This window comes from Magnetospirillum sp., assembly GCA_027532905.1.
In the GTDB taxonomy this organism is placed as follows: Bacteria; Pseudomonadota; Alphaproteobacteria; order CACIAM-22H2; family CACIAM-22H2; genus Tagaea.
The window spans coordinates 65,351-82,172 of the sequence record JAPZUA010000002.1 but is presented as its reverse complement, the minus strand read 5'-3'; the positions used below and the strand labels follow the sequence as shown (position 1 = coordinate 82,172).

The window sequence follows — 16,822 nt, the reverse complement described above, 5'->3', positions numbered from 1 at the left end:
CTCAAAGGCGCCCCAAGCGCAGCACGCCCGCCGCAAATCGCGCCAACGTTCGGGCCGATGCGCTACGGCGTTTCCAGTGCGTGGCGATGTGCGGCCACGGCGTCTGAAAACCGACCAAAAAGCGCCGCAAGATCGGCGGCAGCGGCTGGATCGTGGTCGTATTGCCGCGTTTCCACGGCCGTTTCGAGCGCGCCGGCACGTTTGGCGAGGGCTGCCGCACCGAAACTGGCCGCCGCACTCTTGAGCGAATGCACCTCGCGATGCAATTCGCTGCCTCCGCCAAGCGGGCTGCTTGCTTCCGACAATTCGGCGAAGCGCGCGATGCGCGCGTTCGCTTCGCGAGCGAAGGCCGCGAGAAGTCGCGCCATCACTTCGGGGCCGACCTCGCCGAGCAACTGCGCAAAGGCCGGCCGGTCGATGGTGTCGTCGTCCATCGCCGAAATGCCTATTGCGCCGCCTTGGCAGCCGGCTTCGCCGCGCAGTCGGCCAGATACGCCATGGCTGCGGCAACGCCGCCCTTGCGATGCGGCACACCCGCGATCTCAAGCCCCATCTCCACGCCTGCGAGCGTGCCCATCAGCGTAAGATCGTTGAAGCTCCCGAGATGGCCGATGCGGAACACCTTACCCGCAACCTTCGCAAGCCCCGCCCCCAGCGACATGTCGAACGCTTCGAGCGTCAACTTGCGGAAACGGTCGGCATCGTGCCCTTCAGGCATCAGCAATGCCGTGAGCGCGCTCGAATATTCCTTGGGCTCGAGGCACAAGATCTCGAGGCCCCAGGCGCGCGCGGCACGGCGCGTGGCTTCCGCATGGCGGTCGTGGCGCGCGAAGACGTTGTCGAGCCCTTCCTCGTTCAGCATGTCGATCGCTTCGGCGAGGCCGTAAAGCATATTCGTGGCCGGCGTATAGGGGAAATAGCCGGTGGCGTTCGCGGCCAGCATCTCGTCCCAGTTCCAGAAGGCGCGCGGCATCTTCGCCGTTTTGGACGCGGCCAGCGCTTTAGGCGACACGGCGTTGAAGGACAGACCCGGCGGCAACATGAGCCCCTTCTGCGAACCCGCAACCGTCACGTCCACGCCCCATTCGTCGTGGCGATAGTCGAGCGAGCCCATCGACGAAATCGTGTCGACCAGCAGCAAGGCCGGATGTTTGGCGCGGTCCATCGCCTTGCGCACTTCGCCCACGCGCGTGGTGCAGCCGGTCGAGGTTTCGTTGTGCACGACCATCACGGCCTTGAAGGCATGGCTCTTGTCGGCGGCGAGCTTTTCTTCGACGACGGCGAAATCGACGCCATGCCGCCAATCGCCGGGCACGAACTCAACGACGAGCCCCATGCGCTCGGCGATCTTGCGCCACAGCGTTGCGAAATGGCCGGTCTCGAACATCAGCACCTTGTCGCCGGGCGACAGCGTGTTGACGATCGCCGCTTCCCACGCACCCGTGCCGGACGCCGGATAGATGATGACGGGATGCTGCGTCTTGAAAATGCCCTTCAGGCCCGAGAGCACCTTGCGGCCGAGCACGCCGAATTCCGGTCCGCGATGGTCGATCGTCGGGTTGTCGATCGCGCGCAAGATGCGGTCAGGTACGTTGGTCGGCCCCGGGATCTGCAGAAAATGGCGGCCGCTCGGCGCATTGCTCAGCTTTATCATTGGGGCATCCCTCCTGATTGGTTACCTTGGTATACAAATTCATCCATAACTCGTCAAGCTTGATGACAAGCGCGGTCTATTTGGTATACAATTTTTCTATGCCTGACGATTCCCGCCCCTTCGAGCGCGCCACCTTGCCGCAAAGTGCCGCCGGCCAGCTGCGGCAAATGATTTTCGACGGTGCCCTCGCCCCGGCCACACGGCTCAACGAGCGCGTGCTGTGCGAACGGCTCGGCATTTCGCGCACGCCGCTGCGCGAGGCCTTGCGCATGCTGGCGGCCGAAGGGCTTGTGCGTGTCGAGCCCAATCGCGGTGCGGTCGTGGCTCCCATCGAACGCGCCGACATCGAGGCGACGTTCGAGGTGCTGGGCGCACTCGAAGGCCTTGCGGGCGAGCTTGCCTGTGCGCGCATCACGGACGCCGAGCTTGCCGAGATCAAGGCCCTGCATTTCGAAATGCGCGCCCACCATGCGCGCGGCGACCGCGCCGCCTATTTCGCCGCCAACCAGGCGATCCATGCGCGCATTGCGGCCGCCGGCGGCAATGCGGTGCTGGCCGAGACATTCGAAAAGCTCAACGCGCGCGTCAAGCGCGTGCGCTACGCAGCCAATCTCGGCCGTGCGCGCTGGGACAAGGCGATCGCCGAACACGACAGCATGATCGCCGCCTTGAGTGCCCGCGACGGCAGCACTTTGCGCACGATCCTCGAAGCGCATCTGGCGGGCAAACGCGAAAGCGTGCTCGCCGCCTTTGCCGCCGAACAATCGGCCGAAGCCTACGACTGAACCGGAGAATCGAAGCCATGCCGCGCGACGACGCCACACCTTCCCAGTCCGCCTTCGAAGCAAGGCTGCGCAAAGAGATCAAAGGCGACGTGCTGTTCGGCAAGTTCGACCGCGGCCGCTATTCGACCGACGCCTCGATCTACCAGATCGAACCGGTCGGTGTGGTGGTGCCGCAAGACGGCGAAGATGCCCGCATCGCGATCCAAATTGCGGGCGAAGCCAAAGTGCCGGTGCTGCCGCGCGGCGGCGGTACTTCGCAATGCGGCCAGACGGTGGGTGCCGCCCTCGTCATCGACAACGCCAAACATCTCAAGAAGCTGCTGCATCTCGACGTCGCGGCGCGCACCGCGATCGTCGAGCCCGGCATGGTGCTCGACCATCTGAACGCCGCCTTGAAGCCGCACGGGCTATGGTTCCCGGTCGACGTGTCGACGGCCGCACAAGCGACGATCGGCGGCATGACCGGCAACAATAGTTGCGGCTCGCGCTCGCTGTTCTACGGCAACATGGTCCACAACGTGCTGGGCGTCGATGCGTTGCTGGCCGACGGCACGCAAGCGCATTTCGGACCCGTTGCGGCCGATCTTTCGGACCTCGCCGGGCCGCAGCGCTTCCAGGACATTGTGCGCCGCGTGCGCGCCATTGCCGCGCGCGACGCCGACGAGATCGAAGCGCGCTATCCGAAATTGCTGCGTCGCGTGGGCGGCTACAATCTCGACACGGTGAAGCCCGACGAAGCGCATAATCTTGCCCATCTGCTCGTGGGCTCGGAGGGCACCCTCGCCTATTCGCGCGCGGTGCATCTGAAGCTCGCCCCCTTGCCGCGCCACAAAACGCTCGGCGTCGTGCATTTCCCGACCTTCTACCAAGCCATGGAAATGACGCAGCACATTGTGGCGCTGGGACCCGTCGCGGTCGAACTCGTCGACCGCACGATGATCGATCTCTCGCGCAGCATCCCGGCCTATGCCGGCATCGTGAAGCGCTTCTTGAAGGGCGAGCCCGATGCCGTGCTGCTCGTCGAGTTCGCGGGCGACACGCTCGACGTACAGCAGCGCAAGCTGCGCGATCTCGTGGCGTTGATGGGCGATCTCGGCCTGCCGGACTCGGTCGTCGAAATCGTCGAAGCCGATTTCCAGAAAGACGTGTGGGAAGTCCGCAAGGCAGGGCTCAACATCATGATGTCGATGAAAGGCGACGGCAAGCCGGTGTCGTTCATCGAGGATTGCGCCGTACCGCTCGAGCATCTGGCCGAATACACCGCCCGCCTCACGCGCGTGTTCGAAGCGCACGGTACCAAGGGCACGTGGTACGCGCACGCGTCGGTCGGCTGCCTGCATGTGCGCCCGATCCTCAACATGAAGGAGGACGGGGCCAAGAAGATGCGCGCGATCGCCGAAGAGGCCGCCGCCCTCGTGCGCGAATACAAGGGGGCCTATTCGGGCGAGCACGGCGACGGGCTTGTGCGCTCGGAATGGATCGCCCCCTTCTTCGGGCCGCGCCTGACGGGTGCCTTCGAAGAGATCAAAGACATGTTCGACCCGGCCGGGATCATGAACCCCGGCAAGATCGTGCGCCCGTCCAAGCAGGACGACCGTTCCCTATTCCGCTTCAAGCCCGGCTACGCGCCCCAAAAAATCGACACGGGTCTCGACTGGTCGAACGGCGGCGGCTTCGCGGCCTCTGTCGAGATGTGCAACAACAACGGCCATTGCCGCAAATTCGACGCCGGCACGATGTGCCCCTCCTACCGTGTGACGGGCGAGGAGCAGCATCTCACGCGCGGCCGCGCCAACAGCTTGCGCCTGGCGATCTCCGGCCAGCTCGGGGCCGACGCACTCACCAGCGACGCGATGTACGAAACCATGCGCCTGTGCGTCGGCTGCAAGGGCTGCAAGCGCGAATGCCCGACGGGCGTGGACATGGCCAAGATGAAGGTCGAGTTCCTGCACCAGTACCGCAAGCGCCACGGCTTGCGCCTGTTCGACCGTCTGGTCGGCTATCTGCCGCGCTATGCGCCGTGGGCCGCCAAAGTCGGCAGCCTGCTCAATGCGCGCAACCGATCGCCCGTTGCCGCAAAGCTCGGGCAGTGGCTCACCGGTTTTGCCGCCGAACGCAGCCTTCCCGAATGGTCGCAAACGCCGTTCCGCGCCGAGGAAGCCAAACACGCGAACCAGGGCCGCGAAGTGGCCCTGTTCGTCGACACGTTCAACACGTGGTTCGAGCCCGAGAATGCGCGCGCGGCAATGCGCGTGCTCGAAGCGGCCGGCTATCGCGTGATCGTGCCGACGGCTGGCGACGGCGAACGCCCGCTCTGCTGCGGCCGCACGTTCTTGTCGGCAGGGTTGATCGACGAGGGCCGCAACGAAGCCAAGCGCCTGATGGCCGCCATGCTGCCCTACGCGCTGCGCGGCGTGCCGATCGTCGGGCTCGAGCCCTCGTGCCTGTTCGCGCTCAAAGACGAGTTGGCCTCGCTGCTGCCGGGGACCGAGGCCGTCGCCATCGGCGAACACGCGCAATTGTTCGAACAATTTTTGGCGAGCGAACATGCGGCTGGGCGGCTCGATCTCAAACTCAAAGCATTGCCGCAGACAAAAGCTTTGTTGCACGGCCATTGCCACCAGAAAGCCTTCGACGCGGTGAAGCCAACCTTGACCGTGCTAGGCCTCGTCCCCGGCCTTGCGGCTAAACTCGTCGAGAGCAGCTGCTGCGGCATGGCAGGTGCTTTCGGCTATGAGCCCGCCAATCTCGACGCGTCGCGCAAGATGGGCGAGGCCGCGTTACTGCCGGCGGTGCGTGCGGCCGATGCCGACACGCTGATCGTCGCCGACGGCACGAGCTGCCGCCACCAGATCGCCGACGGGGCCGGCCGCGACGCCGTGCATGTCGCCCGGATTCTCGAGAGCGCCCTGGCCTAAAAGGCAAAAACGCACGCCGCAATTTCGCCACGGGGCCGCGCGACATTTGCGCGGTTGCCCCTTATATTGGCTCGCGATTCCGAGCCAAAAGGTATCCTGGTGCGAAAAATTGCCGTCGTCATTTCTGCCTTTATTCTCGCCGCATCGAGCCTCGCGGCGCAGGCAGCGTCGTGGGAACCGGCCGGCGAGACGGCAGGCGACAACGAGGTTTTCGTCGATATCGAAAGCATGCGTACGGCCGGCAATCTGCGTACGGCCTGGGTGCGCGTCGTGTATCGCCAACCGATCCAGGCCGGCAATGTGCGCGTCTCGAGCATGCAGGCCCTCGCTCATTTCGACTGCGGCTCGGGCGAGAATGCGGGCCTGCGCGTGCTGCTCTACGAAGACGCGGAAGGCGAAAAACTCGCTCTGGCGCGCGAAGAGCGCGAAGTGCGCTTCGGCCAAGAGCCCGAAGGCTCGGTCGGGCGCGTGGCACATATCCGCGTTTGCCGCGACTGAGCGCGTCGTCTACTTGAACAAAGCCGACAGCAGCGGGTTCGGGAATTTGCGCGCGAGCGTGATCGCGTAGAACCGCTCTTTGAGATCGGGCAAGCGCCGCAGTTCGACGAGCGTTCCCGCCTCCAGCTCGTCGCGCACCACGATGGGCGGCACCACTGCAAGCCCGATATCCTCGCGCGCCAGCAGGCGCAGCATCGCCATGTCGTCGACTTCGGCGGCGAACGTCGCACGAATGTCGCGCCGGGCCAAAAACGCGTCGAGATCGCCGCGCACGCTGCTTTCGGCCGTTGGCACCACGAGCGGCTCGTGCGCCAATAGATCGTCGAGGCGTCGGCGCTTGCGCGCGTGGCGCGGGTGGCCGACGAGGCTGACCGGCTGATCGGCGATGAGTCGCGAGATCCACGGCGTTGCCGCATCGCGCGGCGGGGCGAGATTGGCCAGCAGTACGTCGATCCGATGCGCCTCGAGCCCCCGCAGCAATTCGCGCAATGTCCCTGAGCGCAGCACGATCTCGACGTCTTTGCGGCCCAGAAGCGGGCGCAGGAACTGGATCTGAAAATTGCGCGACAAGGTGGCGAGTGCGCCGACGCGCACCGCACCGCGCGCCGAAGATGCGGCCCCTTTGAGGCTCGCCACAAGCTCGTCGCCAGCCGCGAAAATCGCGCCCGCGCGCTCGCGCACCATGCGCCCGGCCTCGGTCAGCAAGAGGCGCCTGCCCCGCCGCTCGAATAGTTTGTGGCCGAGCTGGTGCTCGAGCTGCTGCAGCTGGATCGACAGGGCCGACGGCGACACGTTGAGCCGCTTGGCCGCGTGCGTGAGCCCGTCGGCGGCAGCGATCGCGTGGAAATACAGCAGATGGCGGAAATTCAGAGCGGCCATTCCTTATTTTATAAAACAGAACGATTTTTTTCAATCTTTGAACTGGAACGCATGGTCGAGGCTGCGTTACCCCCTGCCCGACAATCGATCGTCCCCGTCCGCCCCCCACGGAGCCGCCATGTTTGCCGAATTTTCCTGGATTTTTGCGCTTGGACCTGCGGCACTTGCCGGCATCGGATTTGCGGCTGCGGCCACAGTTTCCGGCCGCGCCCTCGCCGATCGCGCGACGCTGGCCGCCGCTTTTGCGCTTGCCTGCGCTATCGCCGCCGCCGCAACCGTCGCTTTCGCGGGTGCACGCCACGCCGACATCCTCACGCTCAAAGGTGCGGGCATCAGCTTCGCATTCGATGCGCTGAGCACGACAATGTTCGTGCTTGTGGGATTCGTCGGGCTCGTCGTGGTGCGCTTCAGCCGCAATTATCTCGACGGCGATCCGCAGCACGCACGCTTCGTGCGTCGCCTGTGCCTGACGGTCGCCGCGGTGCAGTTCCTCGTCGTCTCCGGCAACCTCGTGCAGTTGCTCGCCGCTTGGATCGCCACGAGCCTACTGCTCAACAAGCTGCTGCTGTTCTATGCCGAGCGCCCGGCCGCCCGACTTGCCGCGCGCAAGAAATTCGTGGTGAGCCGCTTGAGCGATGCGGCGCTTGCCCTCGCTGCCCTGCTGCTGTTCGCGAATTTCGGCAGCTTCGACGTGCAGGCAATCGCCGCAGCCGCCAAGGCAGCGGCCCCCGAGGATGCCACGCTCTCGTTGCATGTCGCAGCCCTGCTCGTTGTACTGGCCGCCCTGCTCAAATCTGCCCAGTTTCCGCTGCATGGCTGGATCCTCGAAGTTATGGAGACGCCCACACCCGTCTCGGCGTTGCTGCATGCCGGGATCGTCAATGCGGGCGGCTTTCTGGTGCTGCGCCTGTCGGATGCGATGGCGCTGTCGGGAACTGCCCTCGATGCGCTTGCCGTCGTGGGTGCGGTCACGGCCTTGCTCGGCTCGCTTGTGATGCTGACGCAGACCTCGGTCAAGGTCAGCCTCGCCTATTCGACCGTGGCGCAGATGGGCTTCATGCTGTTGCAATGCGGGCTCGGCGCGTTTTCGGCCGCGTTGCTGCATATCGTGGCGCACTCGCTCTACAAGGCGCATGCGTTCCTGTCGTCGGGCAGCGTGATCGATCTTTTGCGCGCCTCGTGGAGCCCGAGCCCCGGCGGCCAGCCGCATCCCGCGCGCAATGCGATCGCACTTGCGTGCGTGCTTGGCGTGGCGTTTGCCGTCGCAGCCCTGTTCGGGGCCGATCTCGGCGACAAGCCGGGCGTTTTCGCGCTCGGCGCGATCATGCTGCTGGGCGTAGCCCTTTACGTGTCGAACGCGATCGACGAGCGGCCCAACATGTATGTGCTCGGTGTCGCCGCCGCGACCGCCGCCGCGGTTGCAGTGATTTACTTTGCGCTGCAGGCCGGTACTGAAGCCATGCTGCAAGGTGCGGTCGCCCCGACGCAAGCGCTCGACGGGCCGTTTGATCTTGTGCTCGTGGGCTTCGTCATCCTCGCCTTTGCCGCCGTTACGCTGCTGCAGGGCGAGCTCGGCCGCCGCACAAACGGGCCGTTCTGGCAATCGCTCTACGTCCATCTCTCGAACGGGCTTTACGTGAACAGTTGGGCCAACCGGCTGACACTCCGCCTGTGGCCGCAAGGAGACACGAAATGACTGCTTCGCCTGCTCTCGAAACCGCGATCGGTGCGGCGTGCAACCGCATCGCCCCGCTCTGGCCGCTTAAACATTTTGTTGCGGTCAATCCGTTCCTGGGCTTCGCCGAGCGGAGCTTTGCCGCAACTTGCGCCACGCTGAAGCGCGTCGCGCGCACCGACATGCTGATGCCGCGCAGCTTCTACCAGGCGCGCATCGCCGACGGGTTCGTGACCGACGCCGATCTTGCCGCTGCCCTCGAAGCGGCCGACGCAAAGCTCGATCTGCCGCGCGATTTCCCCGCATTCAAGCACGGTGCCCTTGCCGCTCCGAGTGATGCCAAAACGCCGCCGCGCGTAATTGCGACAGTCGCTGACGTGCTCGAGAAGCTCGCGCACGGCGACCGTTTCGCCGCCGGCACGGCCTTCATGATCGACGAGATCTCGAAATTCTGCGCGGGCTATTACGACGAAGCCCAGGCCGCGTGGAAAATGCCGTGGCGCGATTTGGCACCCTACGCGGCATGGCGGGCCGCCATGCGCTTCGACCGCAATCCGGAAGCGATGGGTGTGGCGCATTTCCGGCAGAATGTCGCTTCCCTGCCCGAAGATGCGCGCGCAGCCATCGCGGCCATTGTCGCAGCGCTCGGCATCCCCGAACGTGCGGTCGCCGACTATCTGCACCGCGCTTTGTTCGACATCCAAGGCTGGGCCGCCTATGTCCGTTACCGCGTGTGGGACGATGCGCTCTACGGGCGGCGCAACGAACATATGGTCGAACTGCTCGCGATCCGTTTGGCCTGGGGCTATGCGCTGTTCAAAGAGCGCAACGACCCGGCGTTTCTCGCCGCGTGGGCGGCCGAGATGCAAGCAGCCGCTGCAACGCCCGACGACGAACTCGCGACGGCCGAACGCGATCTTGCAGTCGATATCGTGCTGCAGAACGCGTTCGAGATCGCGTATCAGCGCGGCTTGCTGCAGCGCCTGAAATCAAACATCGCCGCGCGTCCCAACGCGCCCCAAGCCCGCAAAGCCGTTCAGGCCGCGTTTTGCATCGACGTGCGTTCCGAGATTTTTCGCCGCGCGCTCGAGACCGCCGCCCCCAGCGTCGAGACGATCGGGTTCGCAGGCTTTTTCGGCTTTCCGATCGAATATGTGCCGATCGGGAACTTGCGCGGCGGCGCGCAATGCCCGGTGCTGCTCACGCCCGGCATTGTCGTGTGCGAGCAAGTCGCCAATGCTTCGCCCGACGAAGAGACCGAGATCCTCGGCTTGCGCCTGCTGCGGCGGCGCGCGGCCAAGGCGTGGAAGTCGTTCAAATTGTCTGCCGTCTCTTCCTTCACCTACGTGGAAACGCTGGGCCTTGCCTTCGGCGCCAAACTCGCGGGCGACGGGCTCGGCCTCACGCGGCCCGTACCCAATCCGGCGCATGACGGGCTCGACCGGTTCGTGTCCGAAAGGCTGGGGCCGCGCATCGAGCCCCGCATGGTCGCAGGCCGGGCAACCGGCTTCGAGCCCGAGCGGCGCGTGGCCATGGCCGAGGCCGTGCTGCGCGCCATGTCGATGACCGGCAATTTCGCACGCCTCGTGCTGCTTGCAGGCCACGGCAGCACCACGGTCAACAATCCGCACGCCTCGGGCCTCGATTGCGGTGCGTGCGGCGGGCATACGGGCGAAGCCAATGCGCGCGTCGCGGCCGCCATCCTCAACGATGCGGGCGTGCGCGAGGGCTTGCGCACGCGCGGGCTCGATATCCCGGTCGACACCTGGTTCCTCGGCTGTCTGCACGACACGGCGACGGACAGAGTGACGATCTACAACGCGAGCGACGTGCCGCAGAGCCATCGCGCGGAGTTGGCGCAGCTCGAAGCCGTACTGGCCAAAGCCGGTGCGTTGGCGCGCGCCGAACGCGCAGGCCTGCTCGCCCTCGATGCGGGCGGTGCCATCGATGCGCAGATCATCGCGCGCAGCCGCGACTGGTCGCAAGTGCGCCCCGAATGGGGGCTCGCGGGCAATGCGGCCTTCATTGCGGCGCCGCGCGAACGCACGCAGGGTCTCGATCTCGGCGGGCGCGCATTCCTCCACAATTACGACTGGACGCAAGACAGTTCGTTCGGCGTTCTTGAACTTATCATGACTGCGCCGATGGTCGTCGCGAGCTGGATCAATCTGCAGTACTATGGATCGACCGTGAATAACCGCAGCTTCGGCAGCGGCAACAAAGTGCTGCACAATGTGGTGGGCACGCTCGGCGTGCTCGAGGGCAATGGGGGCGATCTCAAAACCGGCTTGCCCTTCCAGTCGGTGCATGACGGCAAACGCTTTGTGCACGAGCCGCTGCGCCTCAATGTGTTCATCGAAGCGCCGGAGGCCGAGATGAACCGCATCATCGCCAAGCACGAAGGCGTGCGCCAGCTCGTCGACAATGGCTGGGTACATCTCTATGCGCTCGCCGACGAAGGCCGCTCGATCCGCCGCTACCGCGGCGATTTGCAGTGGGCGGAGTTCTAGGCCCGGCGCAAGTGCTGTTGGCGATTCGCCCGATCCTCGCTAGAGTCGTGGCGGCAAGCGCAAAAACGCGCTGCGGCTCCGGGGAGAACAGACAGTGCAGAATACGGCCAGAACCGAATTTCCCGCCCTTTCCCCGCTGCAATGGATCAAGCTCGCCGTTTCGCCGCGCTACATAACCTACAGCGTTGCCGTGGTCGCCACGCTTGGCTTCGGGCTCGCGATGCTCGCGAACAGCTGGTTCTTAACCCCGTTCCTCGTGGCGGCGGCACTTGCGGGCCTCGGGACTCGCGACATTTTGCAAAAGCAGCACAGCATCCTGCGCAACTATCCGATCGCCGCCCATATCCGCTTTCTGTTCGAGGAGATGCGGCCCGAGATCCGCCAGTATTTCCTCGAGAGCGACACCGACGGCGTGCCGTTCAACCGCAGCAAACGCTCGATCGTGTACCAACGCGCCAAGGCCGATCTCGACAAACGCCCCTTCGGCACGCAGCTCGATGTCTACGAAACCGGCTTCGAATGGATCAACCATTCGATCGCACCCGCGACGCACCATAGCGAGCCGCTGCGCATCACGATCGGCGGGCCGGACTGCAAGCAGCCCTATTCGGCCTCCGTTTTCAACATTTCGGCAATGAGCTTCGGCGCTCTTTCGGCGAACGCCATTCGCGCCCTCAACAAGGGGGCCGCCATTGGCGGTTTCGCGCACGACACCGGCGAAGGCGGCTACAGCCAGTACCATCGCGAAAACGGCGGCGACATCATTTGGGAAATCGGCAGCGGCTATTTCGGCTGCCGCAATCCGGACGGCAGTTTTTCGGCCGAGCGTTTTTCAGCTCAAGCCGTCGATCCGCAAATCAAGATGATCGAGATCAAGCTGAGCCAAGGAGCCAAACCCGGCCATGGCGGCGTGCTGCCGGGCCCGAAAGTCTCGGCCGAAATCGCGGCCGCACGCGGCGTACCGCTGGGGGTCGATTGCGTGTCGCCTGCCTCCCACCCGGCTTTCTCGACGCCGATGGGGCTTGTGCAGTTCATCGCCCAACTGCGCGCGCTTTGCGGCGGCAAGCCGGTCGGCTTCAAGCTGTGCATCGGCCACCCGACCGAGTTCCTCGGCATCTGCAAAGCCATGCTTGAGGCCAATACCTATCCCGATTTCATCGTGATCGACGGTTCGGAAGGCGGAACGGGCGCCGCCCCGCTCGAATTCCTCGACCATGTCGGCACGCCGCTGCGCGACGGGCTTGTGTTCGCGCACAATGCGCTTGTCGGCCTCGGCATTCGCGACCGCATCAAGATCGGCGCCAGCGGCAAGATCACCTCGGCCTTCGACATGGCGCGCGTTATGGCGCTGGGGGCCGATTGGTGCAACTCGGCGCGCGGTTTCATGTTCGCGGTTGGCTGCATCCAGTCGCAAAGCTGCCATACCGACCGCTGCCCGACCGGGGTGGCGACGCAAGACAAAGTGCGCCAGCTCGCCCTCGTGGTGCCCGACAAGGCCGCACGCGTGGCCCAGTTCCATAAATCGACCGTTACGGCGCTTGCCGAACTCATCGCGGCGGCGGGCCTCACGCATCCACGCGAGTTGCGTCCGCACCACGTATCGCGTCGTTTGGGGCCCAACGAGGTCGCGACGTTCGCGCAGGTCTACCGCTTCCTGAAGCCTGGCGAGATCCTGGGCGATACCGACCATCCGGGCTTCGCCGAAGCCTGGCAGCTTGCGCGCAGCGACCGCTTCTAGAAGCACCGCCTCAAAACACCGACCAGCCCGTACGGCGCGACAGGCACTCGAGCGCCAAGGCGCCGACGAGCGAGTTTCCCTGGTCGTTGAGGCCAGGTGCCCAGACCGCGATCGCGGCTTTGCCCGGTGCGATCGCAAGGATGCCGCCGCCCACGCCGCTTTTGCCGGGCAGGCCGACGCGGAACGCAAAATCGCCCGACGCGTCGTAGTGCCCGCACGTCATCATGATCGCATTGATGCGGCGCGCGCCCTCCGCATCGATCACGATCTCGCCGTCGCGCGGGTCGATGCCGTCATTGGCGAGATAGAGCGCCGCCTGCGCCAACTGTCGGCAATCCATGCTGAGCGCGCATTGGCTGAAATAGGTCGCCAGCACGTTTTCGACCGGGTGCGCGATATTGCCGAAGGCGCGGATAAAATTGGCAAGACTCGCGTTGCGGAAACCCGTCTCGGCTTCCGAGGTGGCCACCTCGGCATCCACACAGACGGCTGGGTCGTGCGCGCGCACGCGCATGAACGCCAGAATATCCTCGATTGCTTCATCGGGCGGGCGCCCGGCGAGCAGACAATCGGTCACGACCAAAGCGCCCGCATTGATCAGCGGATTGCGCGGGATGCCCTGCTCGCGCTCGAGCTGCACGATCGAATTGAACGGCGAGCCCGACGGCTCGCGGCCCACGCGCTGCCACAAAGGATCGCCGATACGATCGAGTGCGAGCGTGAGCGCAAAGACCTTGGAAATGCTCTGGATCGAAAACGGCGTGTCGGCGTCGCCGCCGGCCGCGTGGCGCCCATCCACGCTTGCGATCGCAAGGCCGAAATGCCGAGGATCGACTCGTGCCAAAGCCGGTATATAGTCCGCAACACGGCCGCGCCCGAGATGCCCGCCGACATCCGCGCAGACCGAATCGACCAATTCCTGCAAATCCATGACGAGAATACCTGCCTCGCGAAGGCGTTTGTCCGGAACTACAGACTTGCAGCTTGGCGCGGCAAAGTCGATGCTGCGGTGTTGGAGGGGTTGGGGATGACATACTGCCTTGGAATTATCCTGCCGGCCGGTTTGGTCATGGCCTCGGACTCGCGCTCGAATGCGGGCGTGGACCAGGTGGCGCTGGTCAAAAAACTCGCCGTATTCGAAGTGCCGGGCCAGCGCGTGATCGCGATTCTCTCCGCCGGCAATCTTGCGACCACGCAGGCCGTCGTCACGGGCCTGCGCGAGACCGCAGGCTCCGGCCAATGGGGTTTCGACATTTATGCCGCGCGCACGATGTTCGACGTGGCGCAGACCGTCGGCAACAAGCTGCGTGCGGTGCTGGCGCACGACGCGTCCTTCGTGCAGCCCTTCGGCGATCCCAACGGCAATTTCCTGGTAGGCGGGCAAATTGCGGGCGAAGCGCCGCGCCTGTTCAACGTCTATTCGGCCGGCAATTTCGTCGAAGCGTCGGATCGCTCGCGCTTTTTGCAGATCGGCGAAACCAAATACGGCAAGCCGATCCTCGACCGCGCATTGACCGGCACAAGCTCGCTCGAAGAAGCGGCCAAGCTCTCGCTGCTGTCGTTCGATGCGACGATGCGCAGCAATCTCTCGGTCGACGCCCCCATCGATCTCTTGCGCTACCGCACCGACAGCTTCTCGTCCCAGAACCTGACCACGTTCGAAAGAACCGATCCCTACTGGATCGAACTGCGGCGCGGCTACAGCGACGGGCTCTCGGCCCTGGTGGCGAGCCTGCCGCCCCCGCCCGCGCAGGGCTGATCTGCCTTTGCGTCTGCATTGTCCCTCGGAGAGTCCATGAACATGCTCGATACGACCGCCCAGATGGCATTGGCGAAATTCGGCGTCGGCCAGCCTGTGTCGCGCACCGAAGATCCCAAATTGCTGCGCGGCGAAGGCAGCTACACCGACGATGTGAATTTCGAAGGCCAGGCCTATGCCGTGATGGTGCGCAGCCGCTACGCGCACGGCATCCTGCGCGGCATCGGCACGGATGCCGCCAAAGCCATGCCGGGCGTGCTCGGCGTGTTCACGGGCGCCGATCTCGACCAAGCGGGCTTCGGGCCCTTGCGCTGCATGATGCCGCTCAAAGGCCGCGACGGGACGATCATGCTGCAGCCGCAGCGCATGTCGCTGGCGCGCGGCAAAGTGCGCTTCGTAGGCGATCCGGTGGCGTTCGTGGTCGCGCGCAGCGTGGCGGAAGCCAAAGACGCGGCCGAGGCGGTCGAACTCGACATTGAGCCGCTGCCGGCCGTCACCCAAGCAAGCCTCGCGGCCGCTGCGGGCGCACCGCTTCTTTACGATGACGTGCCGGGCAACGTGTCGCTCGACTACCATTACGGCGACGGTGAAAAAGTCGCAGCCGCATTTGCCGCGGCCGCGCACACGGTCAAGCTGGCGATGGCGAATTCGCGCATCGTCGTCAATGCGATGGAGCCGCGCGCGGCCGTCGGCCGGTACGATGCGGCAAGCGACCGCTTCACCCTCGATGTCGGCAGCCAGGGCGTGTTCGGCCTGCGCAACCAGCTTGCCGACGACATCCTCAAAGTGCCGCGCGAGAAACTGCGCGTGCTCACCGGCAATGTCGGCGGCTCGTTCGGCATGAAGGCGCAGCCTTATCCCGAGTATACTTGCATCCTGCACGCCGCACGCACGCTCGGCCTGCCAGTCAAATGGACCGATGAGCGCAGCGAGAGTTTCGTCTCCGACAGCCACGGCCGCGACCACGAGATCACGGGCGAACTCGCCCTCGATGCGGACGGCAAATTCCTCGCCGTGCGCTTCGAAGGCTACGGCAATCTCGGCGCCTATCTCACGAGCGTCGGCACGATCATGTCGACGCTGAACCTCGTCAAGAACTCGATCAGCGTCTATCGCACGCCACTGATCGAAGTCGCCTCGCGCTCGGTCTTCACCAACACCTCGCCCGTTGGGCCCTATCGCGGTGCAGGGCGGCCCGAGGGCAACTACTACATGGAACGGCTGATCGACGAGGCGGCTGCCAAGCTAGGCATCGACCGCCTCGAACTGCGGCGCCGCAACCACATCAAGCCCGCCGAATTGCCGTGGGCGGCGCCCTCGGGCATGAGCTACGACAGCGGCGAGTTCACCGCGTTGCTCGACAAGGCGGTGGCCCTTGCCGACTGGAACGGCTTTGCCGCGCGCAAGGCCGACAGCGAAAAGCGCGGCCTGCTGCGCGGGCTGGGGCTCGGCTCGTTCCTCGAAGTGACCGCCCCGCCGATGAAGGAAATGGGCGGCATTCGCTTCGAGGCCGACGGCACCGTCACAATCGTGACCGGCACGCTCGACTACGGCCAGGGCCACGCCGCGCCGTTTGCGCAAGTTCTCACGACGCATCTGGGCGTGCCGTTCGACAAAATCCGCCTCTTGCAGGGCGACAGCGACGAACTCATCGCCGGCGGCGGTACGGGTGGCTCAAAGTCGATCATGGCAAGCGGTGCCGCGATCGTCGAAGCGAGCGGCAAGGTGGTCGAGATCGGGCGCAAGATTGCAGCTGTGGCGCTCGAAGCCGCCGAGGCCGACATCGAATTCGCGCAAGGCCGCTTCACGATCGCAGGGACCGATCGCGGCATCGGCATCATGGAACTTGCAGCGAAGCTGCGCGGCGGACTCAAACTGCCCGACGGTATGCCGCGTTCGCTCGACGTGAAGCACGTGCACGAGGCGGCCCCCTCAGCCTTCCCGAACGGCTGCCATATCGCAGAAGTCGAGATCGATCCCGAAACCGGCGTGGTCGATGTCGTGCGCTACACGGCGGTCAACGATTTCGGCACAGTCATCAATCCGATGCTGGTCGCAGGCCAGCTGCATGGCGGCGTGGCACAGGGTATCGGCCAAGCGCTGATGGAGAGCGTGCGCTACGACGAGCACGGCAGCCTTCTGACCGGCTCCTACATGGACTATGCGATGCCGCGCGCGGCCGACGTGCCGTTCTTCGAGTCCGCGACGCACGACGTGCCCGCGCGCACCAACATCCTGGGCGCCAAAGGCTGCGGCGAAGCAGGCTGTGCGGGCGCCTTGCCGAGTGTCATGAACGCGATCGTCGATGCGCTCAAGATCTACGGCATTCGCCATATCGACATGCCCGCCACTCCGCAGCGCGTGTGGGCCGCCATCCAACAAGCTCGTTCCTGATCCGGAGAAACG

The 16,822-nt window shown here is 65.1% G+C and carries 12 protein-coding genes; 8 read left to right on the top strand and 4 right to left on the bottom strand.

Features of this window, described 5'->3' with window-relative positions:
- Positions 1-62: 62 nt before the first annotated feature.
- Positions 63-434 (bottom strand): Hpt domain-containing protein, encoded by a 372-nt coding sequence (locus O9320_08300; GenBank protein MCZ8310840.1) that lies wholly within the window; start codon positions 432-434, stop codon positions 63-65.
- Positions 435-445: 11 nt separating this feature from the next.
- Positions 446-1,654, bottom strand: a complete 1,209-nt coding sequence (locus tag O9320_08295) for an aminotransferase class V-fold PLP-dependent enzyme (protein ID MCZ8310839.1) — start codon at positions 1,652-1,654, stop codon at positions 446-448.
- A gap of 98 nt (positions 1,655-1,752) precedes the next feature.
- Here O9320_08295 and O9320_08290 point away from each other — a divergent pair, with 98 nt between their 5' ends.
- The 3 genes from O9320_08290 to O9320_08280 all read left to right on the top strand — a co-directional run bounded on the left by O9320_08290 (position 1,753) and on the right by O9320_08280 (position 5,855).
- Positions 1,753-2,439 carry a GntR family transcriptional regulator gene (locus tag O9320_08290; protein ID MCZ8310838.1) on the top strand — a complete coding sequence of 229 codons (687 nt, stop codon included), beginning with the start codon at positions 1,753-1,755 and terminating at the stop codon, positions 2,437-2,439.
- A gap of 17 nt (positions 2,440-2,456) precedes the next feature.
- Positions 2,457-5,357 (top strand): FAD-binding protein, encoded by a 2,901-nt coding sequence (locus tag O9320_08285; protein MCZ8310837.1) that lies wholly within the window; start codon positions 2,457-2,459, stop codon positions 5,355-5,357.
- A 99-nt stretch (positions 5,358-5,456) separates the two neighbouring features.
- On the top strand, positions 5,457-5,855 hold the full coding sequence (locus tag O9320_08280) for a hypothetical protein (protein ID MCZ8310836.1): 399 nt from the start codon (positions 5,457-5,459) through the stop codon (positions 5,853-5,855).
- Positions 5,856-5,864: 9 nt separating this feature from the next.
- On the opposite strand, the gene O9320_08275 is transcribed toward O9320_08280, so the two are convergent.
- The gene (locus O9320_08275; GenBank protein MCZ8310835.1) at positions 5,865-6,734 is read right to left on the bottom strand and encodes a LysR family transcriptional regulator; all 870 of its coding nucleotides are present in this window, start codon (positions 6,732-6,734) and stop codon (positions 5,865-5,867) included.
- A gap of 118 nt (positions 6,735-6,852) precedes the next feature.
- Here O9320_08275 and O9320_08270 point away from each other — a divergent pair, with 118 nt between their 5' ends.
- The 3 genes from O9320_08270 (at position 6,853) to O9320_08260 (ending at position 12,657) form a co-directional block, all read left to right on the top strand.
- Positions 6,853-8,430: an NADH-quinone oxidoreductase subunit L gene (locus tag O9320_08270; GenBank protein MCZ8310834.1), complete on the top strand. Its 1,578-nt coding sequence runs from the start codon at positions 6,853-6,855 to the stop codon at positions 8,428-8,430.
- A complete protein-coding gene (locus O9320_08265; protein MCZ8310833.1) occupies positions 8,427-10,919 on the top strand; it encodes a DUF2309 domain-containing protein in 2,493 nt (830 codons plus the stop codon). Before O9320_08270 ends, O9320_08265 begins: the two co-directional genes overlap by 4 nt.
- Positions 10,920-11,013: 94 nt before the next feature.
- Positions 11,014-12,657 carry an FMN-binding glutamate synthase family protein gene (locus O9320_08260; GenBank protein ID MCZ8310832.1) on the top strand — a complete coding sequence of 548 codons (1,644 nt, stop codon included), beginning with the start codon at positions 11,014-11,016 and terminating at the stop codon, positions 12,655-12,657.
- 10 nt (positions 12,658-12,667) lie between these two features.
- Here O9320_08260 and O9320_08255 read toward each other — a convergent pair whose 3' ends face one another.
- The gene (locus O9320_08255) at positions 12,668-13,588 is read right to left on the bottom strand and encodes a glutaminase (protein ID MCZ8310831.1); all 921 of its coding nucleotides are present in this window, start codon (positions 13,586-13,588) and stop codon (positions 12,668-12,670) included.
- A 96-nt stretch (positions 13,589-13,684) separates the two neighbouring features.
- Between O9320_08255 and O9320_08250 the strand changes: the two genes are divergently transcribed.
- Together O9320_08250 and O9320_08245 are read left to right on the top strand one after the other, a co-directional pair.
- Positions 13,685-14,416 (top strand): peptidase, encoded by a 732-nt coding sequence (locus O9320_08250; protein MCZ8310830.1) that lies wholly within the window; start codon positions 13,685-13,687, stop codon positions 14,414-14,416.
- Between the two features lie 36 nt (positions 14,417-14,452).
- Positions 14,453-16,810, top strand: coding sequence for a xanthine dehydrogenase family protein molybdopterin-binding subunit (locus O9320_08245; protein MCZ8310829.1), 2,358 nt, complete (start codon positions 14,453-14,455; stop codon positions 16,808-16,810).
- Positions 16,811-16,822 lie beyond the last annotated feature (12 nt).

Bases quoted from the DNA above. Each gene is read 5' to 3' on its own strand.
- O9320_08255 (MCZ8310831.1), bottom strand. From the start codon at position 13,588: ATGGATTTGCAGGAATTGGTCGATTCGGTCTGCGCGGATGTCGGCGGG.
- O9320_08285 (MCZ8310837.1), top strand. From the start codon at position 2,457: ATGCCGCGCGACGACGCCACACCTTCCCAGTCCGCCTTCGAAGCAAGG.
- O9320_08290 (MCZ8310838.1), top strand. From the start codon at position 1,753: ATGCCTGACGATTCCCGCCCCTTCGAGCGCGCCACCTTGCCGCAAAGT.
- O9320_08275 (MCZ8310835.1), bottom strand. From the start codon at position 6,734: ATGGCCGCTCTGAATTTCCGCCATCTGCTGTATTTCCACGCGATCGCT.
- O9320_08250 (MCZ8310830.1), top strand. From the start codon at position 13,685: ATGACATACTGCCTTGGAATTATCCTGCCGGCCGGTTTGGTCATGGCC.
- O9320_08300 (MCZ8310840.1), bottom strand. From the start codon at position 434: ATGGACGACGACACCATCGACCGGCCGGCCTTTGCGCAGTTGCTCGGC.
- O9320_08295 (MCZ8310839.1), bottom strand. From the start codon at position 1,654: ATGATAAAGCTGAGCAATGCGCCGAGCGGCCGCCATTTTCTGCAGATC.
- O9320_08245 (MCZ8310829.1), top strand. From the start codon at position 14,453: ATGAACATGCTCGATACGACCGCCCAGATGGCATTGGCGAAATTCGGC.
- O9320_08265 (MCZ8310833.1), top strand. From the start codon at position 8,427: ATGACTGCTTCGCCTGCTCTCGAAACCGCGATCGGTGCGGCGTGCAAC.
- O9320_08270 (MCZ8310834.1), top strand. From the start codon at position 6,853: ATGTTTGCCGAATTTTCCTGGATTTTTGCGCTTGGACCTGCGGCACTT.